General features: G+C 71.2%; 14 protein-coding genes. 5 read left to right on the top strand and 9 right to left on the bottom strand.

The window, feature by feature from the left end; all coding sequences use genetic code 11:
* The first annotated feature begins 148 nt into the window (after positions 1-148).
* Positions 149-967, top strand: coding sequence for an FAD:protein FMN transferase (locus ACYQ78_RS26370; protein WP_459803594.1), 819 nt, complete (start codon positions 149-151; stop codon positions 965-967).
* Here the strand turns inward: ACYQ78_RS26370 and ACYQ78_RS26365 are convergent.
* The gene (locus tag ACYQ78_RS26365) at positions 964-1,248 is read right to left on the bottom strand and encodes a hypothetical protein (RefSeq protein ID WP_459803593.1); all 285 of its coding nucleotides are present in this window, start codon (positions 1,246-1,248) and stop codon (positions 964-966) included. The two genes, ACYQ78_RS26370 and ACYQ78_RS26365, sit on opposite strands and share 4 nt — an antisense overlap.
* A 115-nt stretch (positions 1,249-1,363) precedes the next feature.
* Between ACYQ78_RS26365 and ACYQ78_RS26360 the strand changes: the two genes are divergently transcribed.
* Positions 1,364-1,738, top strand: a complete 375-nt coding sequence (locus ACYQ78_RS26360; RefSeq protein WP_459803592.1) for a phage holin family protein — start codon at positions 1,364-1,366, stop codon at positions 1,736-1,738.
* Positions 1,728-3,053 carry an aromatic amino acid lyase gene (locus tag ACYQ78_RS26355; RefSeq protein ID WP_459803591.1) on the top strand — a complete coding sequence of 442 codons (1,326 nt, stop codon included), beginning with the start codon at positions 1,728-1,730 and terminating at the stop codon, positions 3,051-3,053. The genes ACYQ78_RS26360 and ACYQ78_RS26355 overlap by 11 nt, the downstream gene beginning before the upstream one ends.
* On the opposite strand, the gene ACYQ78_RS26350 is transcribed toward ACYQ78_RS26355, so the two are convergent.
* Positions 3,036-4,016 carry a LacI family DNA-binding transcriptional regulator gene (locus ACYQ78_RS26350; RefSeq protein ID WP_459803590.1) on the bottom strand — a complete coding sequence of 327 codons (981 nt, stop codon included), beginning with the start codon at positions 4,014-4,016 and terminating at the stop codon, positions 3,036-3,038. The two genes, ACYQ78_RS26355 and ACYQ78_RS26350, sit on opposite strands and share 18 nt — an antisense overlap.
* A gap of 126 nt (positions 4,017-4,142) precedes the next feature.
* Between ACYQ78_RS26350 and ACYQ78_RS26345 the strand changes: the two genes are divergently transcribed.
* Positions 4,143-5,027, top strand: coding sequence for an amidohydrolase family protein (locus ACYQ78_RS26345; RefSeq protein ID WP_459803589.1), 885 nt, complete (start codon positions 4,143-4,145; stop codon positions 5,025-5,027).
* A complete protein-coding gene (locus tag ACYQ78_RS26340) occupies positions 5,024-5,563 on the top strand; it encodes a cysteine dioxygenase (protein ID WP_459803588.1) in 540 nt (179 codons plus the stop codon). Before ACYQ78_RS26345 ends, ACYQ78_RS26340 begins: the two co-directional genes overlap by 4 nt.
* On the opposite strand, the gene ACYQ78_RS26335 is transcribed toward ACYQ78_RS26340, so the two are convergent.
* From ACYQ78_RS26335 to ACYQ78_RS26305, 7 genes are all read right to left on the bottom strand, one after another.
* Positions 5,564-6,646: a glycerophosphodiester phosphodiesterase gene (locus tag ACYQ78_RS26335; protein WP_459803587.1), complete on the bottom strand. Its 1,083-nt coding sequence runs from the start codon at positions 6,644-6,646 to the stop codon at positions 5,564-5,566.
* Between the two features lie 30 nt (positions 6,647-6,676).
* Complete coding sequence (locus tag ACYQ78_RS26330) at positions 6,677-7,837, bottom strand: CynX/NimT family MFS transporter (RefSeq protein ID WP_459803586.1); 1,161 nt, start codon at positions 7,835-7,837, stop codon at positions 6,677-6,679.
* Between the two features lie 23 nt (positions 7,838-7,860).
* Positions 7,861-9,312 carry a benzaldehyde dehydrogenase gene (locus ACYQ78_RS26325; protein WP_459803585.1) on the bottom strand — a complete coding sequence of 484 codons (1,452 nt, stop codon included), beginning with the start codon at positions 9,310-9,312 and terminating at the stop codon, positions 7,861-7,863.
* A 55-nt stretch (positions 9,313-9,367) separates the two neighbouring features.
* Positions 9,368-10,570, bottom strand: coding sequence for an MFS transporter (locus tag ACYQ78_RS26320; RefSeq protein WP_459803584.1), 1,203 nt, complete (start codon positions 10,568-10,570; stop codon positions 9,368-9,370).
* A 24-nt stretch (positions 10,571-10,594) separates the two neighbouring features.
* Complete coding sequence (locus tag ACYQ78_RS26315) at positions 10,595-11,866, bottom strand: ABC transporter substrate-binding protein (RefSeq protein WP_459803583.1); 1,272 nt, start codon at positions 11,864-11,866, stop codon at positions 10,595-10,597.
* Positions 11,867-11,937: 71 nt separating this feature from the next.
* Complete coding sequence (locus ACYQ78_RS26310) at positions 11,938-12,657, bottom strand: AMP-binding protein (RefSeq protein WP_459803582.1); 720 nt, start codon at positions 12,655-12,657, stop codon at positions 11,938-11,940.
* A 349-nt stretch (positions 12,658-13,006) separates the two neighbouring features.
* Positions 13,007-15,436, bottom strand: a complete 2,430-nt coding sequence (locus tag ACYQ78_RS26305; RefSeq protein WP_459803581.1) for an ATP-binding protein — start codon at positions 15,434-15,436, stop codon at positions 13,007-13,009.
* Positions 15,437-15,481: the final 45 nt, after the last annotated feature.

The following is a 15,481-nucleotide window of genomic DNA, read 5'->3' as shown; positions in this document are numbered from 1 at the left end:
GTGGCGCCGGTTCATGAAAAGTCGCTGAGGAACGTAAAGAATCCGACATACCTCTTAAAAGGGACGAAGGGTTTGAGATTGAATCGTTATCGGGGTTGAACGCGTCCGTGCTCCGGCGCGTACCTCCCGTCGGAGACGAAGGAGTGCGATGACTACCTCTACGGACACCACCACCCGCCGCATCGACCGCTTTCCCGGTGCTCACCGAGCTGAGGACCTCATGGGATCGCATGTCGGGATCGACATCCGCACGGCTCTCCCGCAGCGGGAGCTGCGGCCGCTCCTCGACGACGCGTTCACGTGGCTGCGCTGGGTCGAAGAAACGTTCAGCACCGTCCGGGAGGACAGCGAGCTCAACCGGCTGGCCCGGGGGGAGATCACCCTTGAGGAGGCCGCGCCCGAACTGACCGAGGTCCTCCAGCGGATCGCGGAGATCGGCAAGACCACGGACGGCTTCTTCGGCGGCCCTGCGGGCGACCCGGCGGGCGCCGCGGCCGGGGCCGGATACGTGCGCGACTGGGCCCTCGAACGGGTCTCCCGCGCGCTCGCCGCCGCGGGCGCGGTGGACCACTGTGTCAGCGCCGACGGCGACGTCCGCGTGCGCGGCTCCGCCCGGCCCGGGGTGCCGTGGCGCGTCGGGCTCAAGGACGCCAACGAGGGCGCCGTGTCGCGGGTCGTGTTCGCGCACGACCTGGCCGTCGCCACCACCGAGCGTCCCGGGGGCTCCGGCGGGCAGAGCGACCTGGCCTCCGTCACCGTCGTCGGGCCCGACCTGGCCACGGCGGGCGCGTACGCCGCGGCGCTCTACGCCATGGGCTCGGTCCGGGCCCGCCGCTTCGCTCGCGAGATCGCCCTGCCGAAGGACGTCCAGGCGACGCCCTACGACGTGATGCTCACCGGCCTCGACGGCAAGGTGACCAGCACGCCGGGCTTCCTCGTGTACGGGCCCGAGGTCAAAGCGAGCTAGTCGTCGAGATCGACGTCGTGTTTGGAGAGGTACTCGATGTAGACCGGGCGAAGTGCCTCTCCGAGTTTGCCCTCGCCCGACGCGAGGGCGTCGCTCAGCAGCGCGGAGACCCGGCTGAGGTCGTTGGCCGTCTCGTCTTCGCTCCCGCTGGCGCCCTGGGCCGCCGGGATGACCTTCAGCAGGTCCCACAGGAACCCGAAATCGCCATGCCTCACGGCATATCGGACCGCGCGGTCGTGCAGTTCCTTCGCGGAGAGCTGTTCGAGCTGGTCGACGTTCATGATCTGGCCCACCCCCAAGCGGTGATTTCCCGGGACGATCACCACCTATGCCCAACAACGGGTCAGAGTCACGCGACCTTCGCGGAGACCGGCTCGACATGCGAGGATCACCCTCGTGAAAGTCATCGTCAAGATCATCGTGATCGCGGCGGCTCTGTGGGTCTCCACACGTGTCGTCGACGGCATCACGATCGGCGGCGATACGACCGCCAAAGAGATCGGCACGCTGCTCGCCGTCGCGCTGATCTTCGGGGTGATCAACGCCCTCCTGAAGCCGATCATCAAGACCATCGGCTGCGCCTTCTATGTCCTGACGCTGGGCCTGTTCGCGCTCGTCGTGAACGCCGGCCTGCTCCTGCTCACGAGCTGGATCGCCGAACAGCTCACCCTCCCGTTCGAGGTGGTCGGATTCTGGGCGGCCTTCTGGGGAGCGCTCATCATCGGCATCATCTCCTGGCTGCTCGACCTGATCTTCGGAATTGACGACTAAGACCGTTCTCCTCGATGGCTCGACCCTGACCTGCGATCAGGTCAGGGCCGTCGCCCACGGCACGGCGAAGGTCGTCCTCGGTTCCACGACCCAGGCCGAGGAGGCCTTCGCGGCCGCCCGCGCGCAGACCGGCCCCGTCTACGGCCGCACCACCGGAGTGGGCGCGAACAAGGACGTCGAGGTGCACGAACCCGGCCTCGACCTGCTGCGCAGCCACGCCGGGGGCGCCGGCCCGCTCATCGACCCGGCCTGCGCGACCGCGATGCTCACGGTCCGCCTCAACCAGCTCCTGCGCGGCGGCTCCGGCCTCGACCCGGCGATCCTGCCGACGCTCGCCGAGGCGATCAACACCGGCGCGACGCCCCCGATCAGGCGCTACGGCGCGATCGGCACCGGCGACCTCACCGCCCTGTCGACCACCGCGCTCTGCCTGCTCGGCGAGGTCCCCTGGAACGGTCCGCGCTTCCCGCTCACCTCCGCCGACGCGCTCCCCTTCATCAGCTCCAACGCGCTCACCCTGGCCGACGCCGCGATGGCCTGCGCCGACCTGGCCCGCCTGCTGGAGGCCTCGGTCCGGGTCGCCGCCCGCACCTGGCGCGCGGCGGGCGCCTCGGTCGAACCGCTCGCGTACGAGGTCCAGCGCGCCCGCCGCCACCCCGGCCAGGCCAGGGTCGCCGCCGCGCTGAGCGCCCTCCTCGACGACCACGCCCCCGCCGGACGCCTCCAGGATCCCTACGGCTACCGCGCCCTGCCGCAGGTCCACGGCGCCGCGTTCGACGCGCTCGACGTCGCCCGCCGCGCGGTCACCATCGACATGAACTCGGCCGCCGAGAACCCCCTGATCGCGGGCGACGCGGCCTGGCACAACGGCAACTTCCACACCGCCCCGATCGCCCTGGCCCTCGACGCCCTCCGCGCCGCCCTCGTCCAGACGGCCTCCCTGTCCACGGCTCGCCTGGCCACGCTGATGGAACCGGCCTACACCGGCCTCCACCCCTTCCTCGCGGGTTCCCCCGGCGGCTCAGGCGTCCTGATCCTCGAGTACGTCGCCCACGACGCCCTCGCCTCACTCCGTCAGCTGGCCGCCCCGGTGACCCTGGGCGGGGCGGTCCTGTCCCGAAGCGTGGAGGATCACGCCGGTTTCGGCACCCAGGCCGCACGAGCCTGCCTGGCCGCACGGGAACCCTACGAGATCATCCTGGCCTGCGAACTCGTCGCCGCCGACCGTGCCTTGGCGATGCGGCGTGGCGAAGTGGAGAAGGACCGGTCGCTGGAGGGCGACATCGAAGCGGCCCGGTCAGCACTGGCCGACTGACCCGCGTTCTCGCAGCGTGGGGGCCTGGACCACCCGGCGGCGGCGCAGCGTTCCGTCGGCGGCGCCGAGCACCAGCCGGACCGCCGAGCGGACGATCGTGTCGAGGTCCCAGCTCACCGTGGTCAGGCCGAGCAGCTCCGACATCGGGTGGTCGTCGTAGCCCATGACCGACACGTCGCCCGGCACGGAGAGCCCCAGATCACCTGCCGCCTTCAGCACCCCGTAGGCGATCGAGTCGGAGAAGCAGAACACCGCGCTCGGCCGGTCTCTGAGCACCGCGCGGGCCGTCTCGGCCGCCGGTCCCAGACCCTGAGGGCAGGTCTGTACGGTCACCTCAAGCCCCAGCCGGGAAGCCTCGGCCGCCACGAGCCGGTCGGCGGGCCGGTCGGGCGTCTCGGCCAAGGTCGAGGTCAGCACCGCGACCCTCTTATGACCGCGACCGGCGAGGTACTCCAGCGCCAGGGTCACCCCGCTCTGGTTGTCGAAGACGACCTCGGCGGCGGTCCTGGTCTCCTTCAGCGCGTCGCCGATCGTCACCAGCGGCACGTTCTCCGCGATCTCCGCCCAGAACGGCGCCGCCGGGTCGACCGGCTGCACGATCAGCCCGTCGACCCCCCGGAGCTGCCGGGCCAGGGTGCGTTCGCGGTCGGGGTCACCGGCGGCGTCGAGGATCAGGCCGTAGTGGTCCTTCTCCCGGAGGGACCGGCCGATGCCCACGGCCAGCGACTGCTGCCAGAGGTCCTCAAGCGATCCGCAGAGCACACCGATCATTCCGGTACGCCCGCTCGCCAGCGCCCGCGCGTTGGGATCGGCCTCGTAACCGAGTTCGGCCGCGGCGCGTCGGACCCGGTGCATGGTCTCCTCAGAGACCTGGAGACCCCGCAACGCGTAGCTGACAGCGGCGGTGGACAGCCCGGTCGCCTGGGCCACCTCACGGATCGTCGCGCGCTTCCGTTGGGGCATCGGTCCACACTACTTGACACATATGGGGTGAAACGGTTCACTGAAGCGAATCAGTGAACCGTTTCACTAGCCTCAGATCGATATACCTGTATTATGGGTAGGGAATTCGGGTTAGAGGAGGCGGAGATGGCAGTGGACGTGCACCAGCACCTCTGGCCTGCGGCTTTCCTCGACGCGCTGCGCTCCCGCACCGAAAATCCGCGCCTCGACGGCTGGACCCTGCTGCTCGACGGCGAACCGGCCTACGAAGTGAACCCGGCCGACCACGACCCCGCCGCACGGGCCAAGCTGAACGGTGAACTCGATCTCGCGCTCGTCTCGCTGTCGAGCCCGCTGGGCATCGAGCACCTCCCGCCCGACGAGGCGTGGCCGCTGATCGACGCCTTCCACGAGGGCGTGGCGGAGCTTCCCGAGCCCTTCGGCTTCTGGGCGTCGGCCCCGGTGACCGACATCTCCGTACAGAAGCTTGAAGAAGCGCTCGACGCGGGAGCGGTCGGCCTCCAGCTTCCGGCCACAGCGGTGCAGGACGCAGAGGGCCTCGCCGCCCTCGCACCTCTGCTCGACACCCTCGGGGACCGGCCGCTCTTCATCCACCCCGGGCCGGCCGCCGCGCCGGGTACTCCCGGCTGGTGGCCCGCCGTCGTGCCGTATGTGCAGCAGATGCACGCCTCCTGGTACGCCTTCCAGGCGTTCGGGCGGCCCCGGCACCCCCGGCTCAAGGTCTGTTTCGCGCTGCTGGCGGGACTGGCACCGCTGCACTCGGAACGTCAGATCACCCGCGGTGGACAGGGCCGCGGCCTCGTCGATCCCGCCCTGTTCGTGGAGACCTCGTCCTACGGCCGCCGGGCCGTCGACGCGATCGTCCGCGAGCTCGGCATCGACGTCGTCGTGAACGGGTCCGACCGCCCTTACGCCGAAGCCCCGGCCCTCGATTTCGGGGACGCGGCGCGGCACGCCATCACCGTGGCGAACCCGGCCAGATTGCTGACACGAAAGGAGCCGTCCTCATGAGCACGCCCACGATCCCGGTGCCCGCGACCTGTCCGGCGGCCCCCTTCGAGACGCTGCCACCACGCTCACTCGACCGTCGTGAGCTGCGCGAACTGGTCGACGACCTGGCCACCAAGCCCGAGCTGTGGGAGGAGCACCTCTCGTTCGAGGGCGCGGAAGACGGCGGGCGCCACTACGCCTCGCTCTACCGCGACTCCTACGTCGACGTCTGGCTGCTGTGCTGGCGCCCGGAGGACGACACGGGCTGGCACGACCACGACGTCTCGTCGGGCGCGGTCAACGTGGTGCGGGGCACGCTGGTGGAGGCCAACCCGCGCATCGGCGGCGAGCACCTGGAGACCAGCGTCGGCGCCGGGACCTCGTTCAGCTTCGGCCCCGACCACATCCACCGCCTCACAGGGGCGGAGCACGGCAGCGTGTCGATCCACGCCTACTCCCCGCCCCTGTGGCGGCTCGGTCAGTATTCGATCAGCGACGACGGCATGATGCGCCGCCAGTCGGTGAGCTACGCCGACGAGCTGCGCCCGCTCGACTAGTTACTTGTCGGAGCTGAGCACGGCGCGGGGCATGGCGGGGTCGTCGGCGAAGATGCCGTCGATCTCCTGCTCGAACAGCGCCGCGGCGAAGCCCATCACGTTGCCGACCGCGCGCGGGAACACCGGGTTGGCCGGGTTGCCGAACTGGTAGTCGACGGGGAGCTGCGAGTTCTCGTTGCGCAGCGTCCAGGCGTGGACGATCAGGTCCTCGCGGTGGGCGTCGTGCACCAGCGTGGTGGGCGCCGTGGTGCGGCCGTCGGGGCCGACCGGCAGGATGCGGCGGGTGTTGACGCCGATGCCGTTGGCGTAGGTGCGGATCTCGCGCAGGCCCTCACGGGTGACCATCTGGTCGTAGGTGAGGGTGGCGGTGTCGAACGGCTTGCCGGCGGCGTCGATGAGCTGGGCCAGCTTGAGCTTGGTCTTCGGGCGCAGCGCCTTCAGGTTGCCGACCTCGAACGACTGGATGATGACCGGGTCGCCGGAACGGGTCCAGCCCCACTTCGCCAGGGTGGCCAGCAGCGGCTCCTCCAGGGAGAGGCCGATGGAGTCGAAGTACGTGGGGTGCTTCGTCTCCGGGTAGATGCCGACCTCGTGCTTCTGCGCGAGCTGGATGACCTCTTCGAGCGTGGGGATCTCGGCCAGGCCGTTGAACGCGGCGTTGCCGGGGCGCAGGTCCGGGATCCGCTCGGTGGCGCGCAGCGTCTTCAGCTCGGCGAGGGTGAAGTCCTCGGTGAACCAGCCGGTGATCGGGCGGCCGTCGATGATCTTGGTGACGCGACGGTTCGCGAACTCCGTCTTGGTCGAGACGTCGGTGGTGCCGCCGATCTCGTTCTCGTGCCGGGCGACCAGCACGCCGTCCTTGGTCGAGACCAGGTCGGGCTCGATGTAGTCGGCCCCCAGGGCGATGGCCGCCTCGTACGAGAGCAGGGTGTGCTCAGGACGAAGAGCGCTGGCGCCCCGGTGGCCGATGACGGTGACGTCACCGAAACGTCGCTTGGCGAGAGCGGGGGTGGTGCCCATCAGGGCGCCGGCGGCCGTTCCGGCCGCGAGCACGGTGATCGCGCCTCTGCGCGTGAGACTCATGGGCCGGACGGTAAACGCGTCACATGAAGATCAGGTGCCCTGCGGTTGACGTGCGGCGAGATAACCCAACACCAATTGCACCCCGCACACGCCGAGGCCCACGGTCAGTGGAACCGTCCAGTCGCCGCTGACCTGGTAGATCGCGCCGATGACGACCGGGCCGATGGCGGCCAGGGTGTAACCGGTCGACTGGGCGACCGCCGACAGGGCGGTGACCGAGCGGGGGTCGGGCGCGCGCAGCGTGATGATCAGCAGGGCGAGGGCGATGGAGGCACCCTGGCCCACACCCAGCACGATCATCCAGAGCCACGGCACCGTGGTCGGCCAGAACAGGACACCGATGTACCCGACGATCGTGATGATCGCCGCGCCGACGACGTGGGGAACCTGGGATTTCGCCTTCCCCGCGTGAAGCGGCACGGTCAGGGTGGCGGCGATCTGGGCGACGTTGGTCAGCCCGAGCAGGTATCCGGCGTCGTCGGCGCTGAGACCGGCGTCGGTGAAGATCGTCGGCAACCAGGCCAGCATGATGTAGAAGGTCATGCTCTGGACGCCCATGTAGGTGGCGACGTACCAGGTGACCCGACGTTTCATCAGGGCGCGGAAGGGCCGGGGCGCCTGCGGCGGGGCGGGCTGCGGCGGTTTGAGCACCTGCGGCAGCCAGACGATCGCCGAGACCAGGGCGAAGATCGCCGTGGTCGCGGCGGCCCAGCGCCAGCCCATCTCGTGGGCCAGCGGCACCATCACGGCCGAGCCGAGGGCGGCGCCGCTGACCAGCGAGGTGACGTACAGGCCGGTGAACAGGCCCACGCGGTCGGGGAAGTGCTGCTTGACGAGGCCGGGCATGATCACGTTCATGAACGCGATGGCGGTGCCGGCCATCGCCGCGCCCAGATAGAGCGTGACGACGCCGCCGGAGCTGCGGATCACGACTCCGGCGATGAGCAGCAGCATGCCTGCCATGAGGGTGCGGTCGAGGCCGAGCCGCGACGACAGGATCGGGCCCAGCGGGCCCAGCAGGCCGAGGCACAGCAACATGATCGTGGTGATGGCCCCGGCCGCCGCGGGGGAGAGGGACAGGTCGGTCATGATCTCGCCGAGGAGGGGCGAGACTCCGGCAAGGGCCGGTCGCAGGTTGAGTGCCGCCAGGACGAACCCGGCGACCAGCAACAACCAGCCGTTCTTTCTCATGACCCGCGAACCTACAACATGGGTCAGAACGGGTAAGAGGCGATGTCGCCCTGGAGCGTCACCCACTGGGTGTGGGTGAACGCGTCGGCGTTGGCGCGGGCCCCGCCGAAGCGCGAACCGGTGCCCGAGGCCCCCACTCCGCCGAACGGCGCGACCGCCTCGTCGTCGACGGTCTGGTCGTTGATGTGCACGATCCCGGTGGGGATCCGCTCGGCCAGGTGCATCGCCTTCATGACGTCGCGGGTGAGGATGCCCAGGCTGAGGCCGTATTCGCTGTCGCCCGCCAGGGCCACCGCCTCCTCGATCGTCGAGAAGGACCTGACCGGGGCGACCGGGCCGAACACCTCGTGGTCGTAGGCGGGGCCCGTTCCGGCGAGCACGGTCGGGCGGTAGAAGAGGTCCTCGTAGGTCCCGCCCGCCGCCAGCCGGGCGCCCGCCTCGACGCTGCCGCTGACAAGGGCGTGCACCTTGTCGCGCTGGCTCGCCGAGATCAGCGGCCCCAGGGCGACCTGTCCGGTCGCGGGGTCGCCCACCGGAAGGTGGTCGGCCTTGGCGGCGAGGCGCTCGACGTACTCGTCGGCGAGGGAGGCGTGCACCAGGTGGCGGCCGGTGGTCATGCAGATCTGGCCCTGGTGCAGGAACGACCCCCACGCCCCGGCCGAGACGGCGAGGTCAAGGTCGGCGTCGTCGAGCACGATCAGCGCCGAGTTGCCGCCCAGTTCCAGGTGGGCGCGCTTGAGGAGCCGTCCACAGGCCTCCCCCACCTTGCGCCCGGCGGCGGTGGAGCCGGTGAACGAGATGACCGGCACGAGCGGGTCGGCGACCAGCGCCTCCCCCACGTCGGGCCCGCCGGGCAGCACGTGCAGCAGCCCCTCGGGCAGCCCGGCCTCCTCCAGCACCCGGGCGATCACCACGCCGCCGGAGACGGCGGTCCTGGGGTCGGGCTTGAGCACCACGGCGTTGCCGAGCGCGAGCGCGGGCGCCACCGAGCGGATGCCGAGGATCAGCGGCACGTTGAACGGCGCGATCACGCCGACCACCCCGACCGGCACCCGCCGGGCCAGGCTGAGCCGCTTGCGGTTGGTGGGCAGGATCTCGCCGGTCGTCCCGGAGGCGAGGGCGGCGGCCTCGAAGCACTCCTGCGCGGCGACGTGGGTCTCCAGCCCGGCTTTCGGCGGTACGGAGCCCGTCTCCCGGATGATCCAGTGGTGGATGTCGGCGGCGTACTGCTCGAAGAGGGCGCCCGCGCGGCGGAGCACGGCGGCGCGCTCCTCGAAGTTGGTCTCGGCCCAGGTCCGCTGCGCGGCGGCCGCCTTCCGGACGGCGGCCCGCACGTCATCGGCGTTCGCGATCCCGACCCGGCCGAGTTCGGCGCCGGTGGCGGGCTCGACGACGGCCGCGTCACCCGCCTGAGAGGTGACCCAGCCGTCGCTGTGGATGCGGCCGGTCCAGAGTTTGGGGTCCAGCAAAGACATGTGACCCTCCGAAATATTGGGGTTCAGCCCGTTTTGTCAGGGCGAAATGGTCCCGTCAAGAGCGCCGCGCCAAGGGCCGCCACAGCAGCGCCCCGAAAACCAGCACCAGCCCGCCACAGATCGCGATCGCGTGGTGCACCTCGACGACTTCGGCCAGCCCACCGGCCACCGCCCCGCCGAGCCCCTGGACGGTCATCATCCCCGACCCCTGCAGCCCGAACGCCAGCCCCCGCCGCTCCTCCGGCACCGCGTCGACGAACGGCCTCTGCAACACCAATTGGTAAGCAAGCCCGTTACCCGCCAGGAACGCCAGGATCCCGGCCCACCACGGCCCCGGTTCGAGCACGAACCCGACCAGCGGCACGCCCATCAGCGCGACCAGCGCGAGCCCGAGCCGGTCGCGCCCGGCGGGCGACACGAACCGCCCGACGACGAACTCCCCGAACCCCATCCCGGCCGCCGCCGCGGCCAGCACGAACCCGGCCGCCCCGGCCTGCCCCATCCCGGTCAGATAGGGGATGAAGACCGCCTCCGAGCCGACCATGAACATCAGCGGCAGCCACCCGGCCAGCAGCAGGCCCCTGATCGTCCGGTCGGTCATCAGCTCCCAGTTGCCGCGCAGGGTGGCGCGGATCGCGCCGGTGCCGTCGTTCACCGCGCGCGGTGGCCGGTTCTTCAGCCCGAACCGGATCAGCGGGACCGCCACGAGCGAGAGCCCGGCGGTGATCAGCAGCGCGCCCTCCGCGCCGGTCAGCGCGATCATGGCGCCGCCGACCGCGAGCCCGGCGATCTGCGCCCCCGCGCCGGTCATGGTGAACAGCGCCCGGCCGAGCACGAACCGGTCGCCGTCGAGGATCTCCGGCAGCACGGCGTTGCGCGCCGCCATGAACACCGCCGTCGGCACACCGGTGACCAGCACGACCACGAACATCGCCCACACCGGCAGCCCGGCGAACCCGAGGAGCAGGCACACCGCCCCCCGGACGATCTCACCGATGACCATCAGCACCCGGGGCCTGACGCGGTCGGCCAGCGACGCCAGGAACAGCCCGCCGAGCATCATCGGCAGGAAGCCGAGCATCCACGAGACCGCCGACAGCCCGGCCGAGTTGGTGCGGTCGAAGACGATGACGGAGAACGCCAGCATCTTGACCGACTCGCTCAGCGTCAGCAGCAGTTGGCTGCCGAACAGCACCCGGAACTCACCGATCCGGAAGAGCTCCCCGAAGGTCGCACCCCGTTCGTCCACCGCACTCATCGGGCGATGTTATGACAAAACGGTCTATTGGCCGCTGTTTTTCGCCGCCAGCACGAGAGCCCGCTGCAGTTCCGTGACATCGGGGTTCTCCATGAAGATCCCGACCGCGTCGTTGATGGCCGCCCGCCAGCCGTCGCCCGCGACGACGCCGTGCTGGATCGACCCGGCCAGGTCGTCGCGCGACCACTCGGTCAGGTTCCAGGCCAGGTAGTCCTTGTAGAGGCTGACGTCGGCGTCGACCCGGGCCGGGATCGAGCCCTTGAGCGGGTTGAAGGCGTCCTGCCCGGCCTTGCTGGCGGCCACCTTGAGCCAGGCCAGCGCGCCCTCGCGGTTGGGGGCGCCGCGCGGCAGGGTGAAACTGTCCGAGAGCCACATGAAGGTGCCCGCCGTGCCCGGCGAGGGCGCCCAGTCGAAGTCGGTCTTCGAGGTCTTGCCGAGCCCGCCGTCGGGCTTGTTGTGGAAGTAGCTGTAGGCCCAGTCGCCCATCACGGTGAACGCGGCCTCGCCGTCGGCCACCTGCTTGGCGGCCGGCTGCCAGTCGGCCTGCGGCGTTCCCGCGTAGGACAGCACCGAGGCGAAGTCGGTCAGCGCCCGCTTCATCGCCGCGCTGTTCCAGTCGCCGTCGGCGGTCCAGAGCTTGTTGTACGCCTTGGTCCCCAGCGACCCCAGCAACACGGATTCGAAGAGGTGGACGACGGTCCACTGCGGCCCGATGGCCAGGGGGATCCTTCCGGTGGCCCGCACCTTCTCCAGCGCCTCGACGAACTGCGGGAGGGTCTGCGGCGCCCCGTTCACTCCGGCCGCCTTGAGCACCGCCGGGTTGAGCCACAGGACGTTGGAACGGTGGATGTTCACCGGGACGGAGAAGATCTCTCCGTGGACCGAGATCTGCTCGACGAGCTGGGGCGGGAAGACGTCGCGTAACTTCAGCTCGTCGTACAGGAAATTGAGGGGTTCGAGCTTGCCTGCGGTGATGTAGCCCTGGAGTTCGGCGCCCGCGTGGCCCTGGAAGGTGTCGGGGGGCTGGTTGGCCTGGAGCTTGCTGGATAACAGGGCGCGGGCCTGGTCTCCCGAGCCGCCTTCGACGGCGGCGTCGACGAACGTGAACTTCGGGTTCTGCTTGTCGAACAGGGCGCGCATCGCTTTGAGGCCGTCGGCCTCACCTAAGCCCGTCCACCACGAGAACACCTCGACGCGTTCCTTCGCCGACGGCTCCGGTGCTTCCGTCGCCGCGCTGCTGCACGACGTCACCAGCACGAGCAGTGCCGCGGCGACCGCGGTCAAACGTCGCCTCATCGCGGCCGACCTCCGGGTGTGAATGGCAGCCAATCAACCCACCGTGGGAGGTACCTCGTCAAGCAACGGTTCTATATACGCCGCACGCCGCGTTTCCCGCACTCCACGACGGCGGCCACCGTCACCCCCAGCTCCCGCCCACCACCCGTCACCACCAGGGCTCCCTTCGCGAACGCCAGCCCGGCCAGCACCGCCAGGTCGGCCGACCCCGTCGGCGGCCAGTCGATGAGCACGACGTCGCGCTCGCAGAGGAACAGATGGCCGTCGAGCAGCGCCATCGCCTCGGCGAACCCGTCGTGGCCGAGGTCGCCCTCCTCCGCGATGATCGCCTTGCTGGTGAAATCCACGACGGGAAGCGGCAGGGGGTCCAGGCCGAGCAGGTCCTCGAACTCGGTCGCGCCGTGCCCGCCGCCGAACGAGACGACCTGCCGCACCCGCGACGCGTCGGCCGCCGCGACCGCCTCGGCGGCCAGCCGCCCGCTGGTGAACATCAGCCGGACATCGTGGGCGAGCAGCTCGGCCGGATCGGGCACGGTCAGCGGCAGCGCCACCCCACCGGCGGCGATGACCGCGAAGACGGCCGTCAGGTGGCCGTAGACCCCGTCGGTGTAGACGGCGGCCGCCTGCCCGGGGCGGGTCCCCCTCCGAACCAGCCCCGAGGCGGCTCCGTACACCGTCGCCGTCAGCGTGTCGTGACTGACGGCCCGGCCCGCGCCGAAATCGACCAGCGCCGGCCGGTCGGCCCACAGCGCGGATCGGCCGAACACCGCGCCGTTGACCCCTGACTCCATGTCCGTGACCGTACGGGCCGGGCTCCCGCCCCGGAATCCGCATAAGTGTGTAGGCGGATGTGTAACAGAGGGCGGGCCCGGGTCCTGCGCGACCCGGGCCCGCGGGCCAGGTGCCCCCGGTCTCGGTCTCCACCCCTCCGAGGTGACCTCGACCGGCGTGACGGGCACGTGGCCGTTTCCAGATGCCCCCCCTGACGTCCGGCTTCAGTAGGCATCCGCCCTCGCGGGCCGGTGGGCGGCCACGGAGTCGCGCCGCACCCGACCACAGAGTTCACGGTAGATCGGCGGGGACCGTCCTCACATCGGCTGATGTGCGCATGTGGGTGTGTAGAAGGCCGGGTGGCGGCGTCTACACACCGTGCTCGACGACCCAGGTGGCGACCTGGGTGCGCGAGGTGAAACCGAGTTTGGCCAGGATGTTGGCGACGTGACGGGCCACGGTGGCCTGGCTGATGACGAGTTCGTCGGCGATGGCCCGGTTGCTGAGGCCGCGCGCGACCAGCCCGGCGATCTCGCGTTCGCGGGCGGTGAGGCTGCTCTGCGGGGTGACCGCGATCGGCGCGACGACCGGCACCGGGCTCCCGGCCGACTCCTCCAGCGCGAGCGTGACGGCGGTGTCGAACGGCAGGTTCTGCCCTTCGGACCACAGCGCCGCCACCACGGGCTCGCCCAGTTCGTCGCGGGCGGGGGTCAGGATCGACTCGACCCGCGCGCCGGGACGGCCGCTGCGCAGCCCGGCCGAGGCGGCGGCCAGCAGCACCGCCCTGCGGGTGTCGCCCTGCTTCAGGTAGAGCGCGGCGAAGGCCTCCAGGCGGCGGGCCGACTGCATGCGCAGCCCGGCGTCGCGGCCGAGCCGCAGCGCCTCGCCCAACCGGCGGCGGGCCTCGGGCAGGTCGCCCGCATCGAGCGCCACGGAACCCAGCCCGGCCAGGCACGAGATGAGCCACTGGCGGGCGTCGAAGGTGCGCACGATGCGCAGCGCCCGGGTGAAGTGGTGGCGGGCGGCCGGGAGGTCGCCCCGGCGGCGGGCGGTCTGCCCGAGCCCCGACAGGCCGATGACCAGCGCCAGGTGGTTGTCGAGCTCGCTGGCCAGCGCGACCAGGCGTTCGGCCGACCGCTGCGCCTCGCGCAGGCGCCCCTGGGCCAGCGCGAGGAAGGCGCGGGTGCCGTGGGCCTCGGCCTCCAGCACGCGCTCGCCGATGGCGCGGGCGATCGCGATCGTCGCCTCCAGCCGGGTCTCGGCCGGTTCCGACCCGTCGCTGATGGCCAGGACCAGCAGCGCCTGCCCCTCGCCGAGCCGGTCACCGGCCGTCCGGCACAGGTCGAGGGCCTGGGTGGCGCGCTCGCGGGCCCCGGCGAAGTCGGCGGTGTTCGACAGCAGGTTGGCGGTGAACGCCAGCACCCGCCCGTGGGTGGCCGGGTCGATGCCGGGCAGCGCGAGCTCCACGAGCCGGTCGGCCCAGCGGGTCAGCTCGGCCTGGAACCGGCCGCTGCCGAGCAGCATCCACCGCAGCCCGAGCAGCGCGTCGAGCATGGGCGCGGCGTCGCCCGTCTTGAGCGACCACTCGACCGCCGCCCGCAGGTCGCTCTGCAGCCGCTCCAGCCGTTCGGTACGCCGGTGCACCGCCGGCCACGACCCTGCGTCGACCGCGATCTCCCAGTCGTGCGCGAACCGGACGAAGAAGTCGCGGTGCCGCCGCCGGGTCTCGTCTTCGTCGAGGCCGTCGAGGCGCTCGGCGGCGTACTGGCGGATGGTGTCGAGCAGCCGGTAGCGGGCCTCCCCCGCGAGTTCGCCGTCGACCACGACCAGCGACTTGTCGACCAGGGCGGTCAGGTGGCCCAGGACGTCGGGGGTCTCGACCGGGCCGCCCGCGCAGACCTGTTCGGCCATCGGGAGGGTCCAGCCGGAGCGGAACACGGTGGCGCGGCGCAGCAGCACCCGCTCGGGCTCGGCGAGCAGGTCGTAGCTCCAGTCGACGGTGGCCCGCAGGGTCCGCTGCCGGGGCGGGGCGGTGCGGTCGCCGGCCGACAGCAGCCGGAACCGGTCGCCGAGCCGGGCCACGATCTGCGGGATCGACAGCACCCGCGTCATCCCGGCGGCCAGTTCGAGCGCCAGCGGCATGCCGTCGAGCGCGTGGCACAGGCGCGACACGTCGGAGGCGTTGTCGTCGGACAGCGTGAACCCCGGCCGGACCGAGGCCGCCCGGTCTTGAAACAGGCGGACCGCCTCGTAGCCGCCGACGACGGCCGCGCCCGCGTTGTGGTCGGGCGGCAGCGCCAGCGGCGGCACCCGCCAGACCGTCTCGCCGGGCACCCGCAGCGGCTCGCGGCTGGTGGCCAGCACCCGGACCTCCGGGCAGTGCTCGGCCAGCCGCCGGGTGAGCAGCGCGCACTCCTCGACCACCGTCTCGCAGTTGTCGAGCAGGATCACCGCCTTGCGCCCGGCGAACACCTCGGCGATCGCCAGATCGAGGTCACGCCCCGGCTCGCCCTCCACGCCGAGCACCGACGCGACCCGCCGGATCGTCTCCTTCGGCCGGGTGCCCTCGGGGAACTCCACCAGCCACGCGCCGTCGGGCAGGTCGCGCGCGAGCTCGGCCGCGACCCGCAGGCCCAGCCGGCTCTTCCCGATGCCGCCCACGCCGCAGAGCGTGACGACCCGCGTGGCCGTCATCAGCGTGACGAGTTCCTCGACATCGGATCCGCGCCCGACGAACGCGTTGGGTTCCAGGGGGAGGTTGCCCTCGACGGCGATCGAGTGGGAGATCTCAGTGGTCATCGGCCCTCGGAGTCGCCTTACGTGTGCTTCGGGGGGTGCATCGTC

The organism is Herbidospora sp. RD11066 (assembly GCF_054661255.1).
Note: the sequence above shows the minus strand (reverse complement) of the source record. Positions and strands in the feature narration are given on the sequence as shown.

What these genes read in the sequence shown, in the direction of transcription:
- ACYQ78_RS26370 (WP_459803594.1), top strand. Translation starts at nt 149, where the DNA reads ATGACTACCTCTACGGACACCACCACCCGCCGCATCGACCGCTTTCCC.
- ACYQ78_RS26365 (WP_459803593.1), bottom strand. Translation starts at nt 1,248, where the DNA reads ATGAACGTCGACCAGCTCGAACAGCTCTCCGCGAAGGAACTGCACGAC.
- ACYQ78_RS26350 (WP_459803590.1), bottom strand. Translation starts at nt 4,016, where the DNA reads ATGCCCCAACGGAAGCGCGCGACGATCCGTGAGGTGGCCCAGGCGACC.
- ACYQ78_RS26345 (WP_459803589.1), top strand. Translation starts at nt 4,143, where the DNA reads ATGGCAGTGGACGTGCACCAGCACCTCTGGCCTGCGGCTTTCCTCGAC.
- ACYQ78_RS26340 (WP_459803588.1), top strand. Translation starts at nt 5,024, where the DNA reads ATGAGCACGCCCACGATCCCGGTGCCCGCGACCTGTCCGGCGGCCCCC.
- ACYQ78_RS26335 (WP_459803587.1), bottom strand. Translation starts at nt 6,646, where the DNA reads ATGAGTCTCACGCGCAGAGGCGCGATCACCGTGCTCGCGGCCGGAACG.
- ACYQ78_RS26330 (WP_459803586.1), bottom strand. Translation starts at nt 7,837, where the DNA reads ATGAGAAAGAACGGCTGGTTGTTGCTGGTCGCCGGGTTCGTCCTGGCG.
- ACYQ78_RS26325 (WP_459803585.1), bottom strand. Translation starts at nt 9,312, where the DNA reads ATGTCTTTGCTGGACCCCAAACTCTGGACCGGCCGCATCCACAGCGAC.
- ACYQ78_RS26320 (WP_459803584.1), bottom strand. Translation starts at nt 10,570, where the DNA reads ATGAGTGCGGTGGACGAACGGGGTGCGACCTTCGGGGAGCTCTTCCGG.
- ACYQ78_RS26315 (WP_459803583.1), bottom strand. Translation starts at nt 11,866, where the DNA reads ATGAGGCGACGTTTGACCGCGGTCGCCGCGGCACTGCTCGTGCTGGTG.
- ACYQ78_RS26310 (WP_459803582.1), bottom strand. Translation starts at nt 12,657, where the DNA reads ATGGAGTCAGGGGTCAACGGCGCGGTGTTCGGCCGATCCGCGCTGTGG.
- ACYQ78_RS26305 (WP_459803581.1), bottom strand. Translation starts at nt 15,436, where the DNA reads ATGACCACTGAGATCTCCCACTCGATCGCCGTCGAGGGCAACCTCCCC.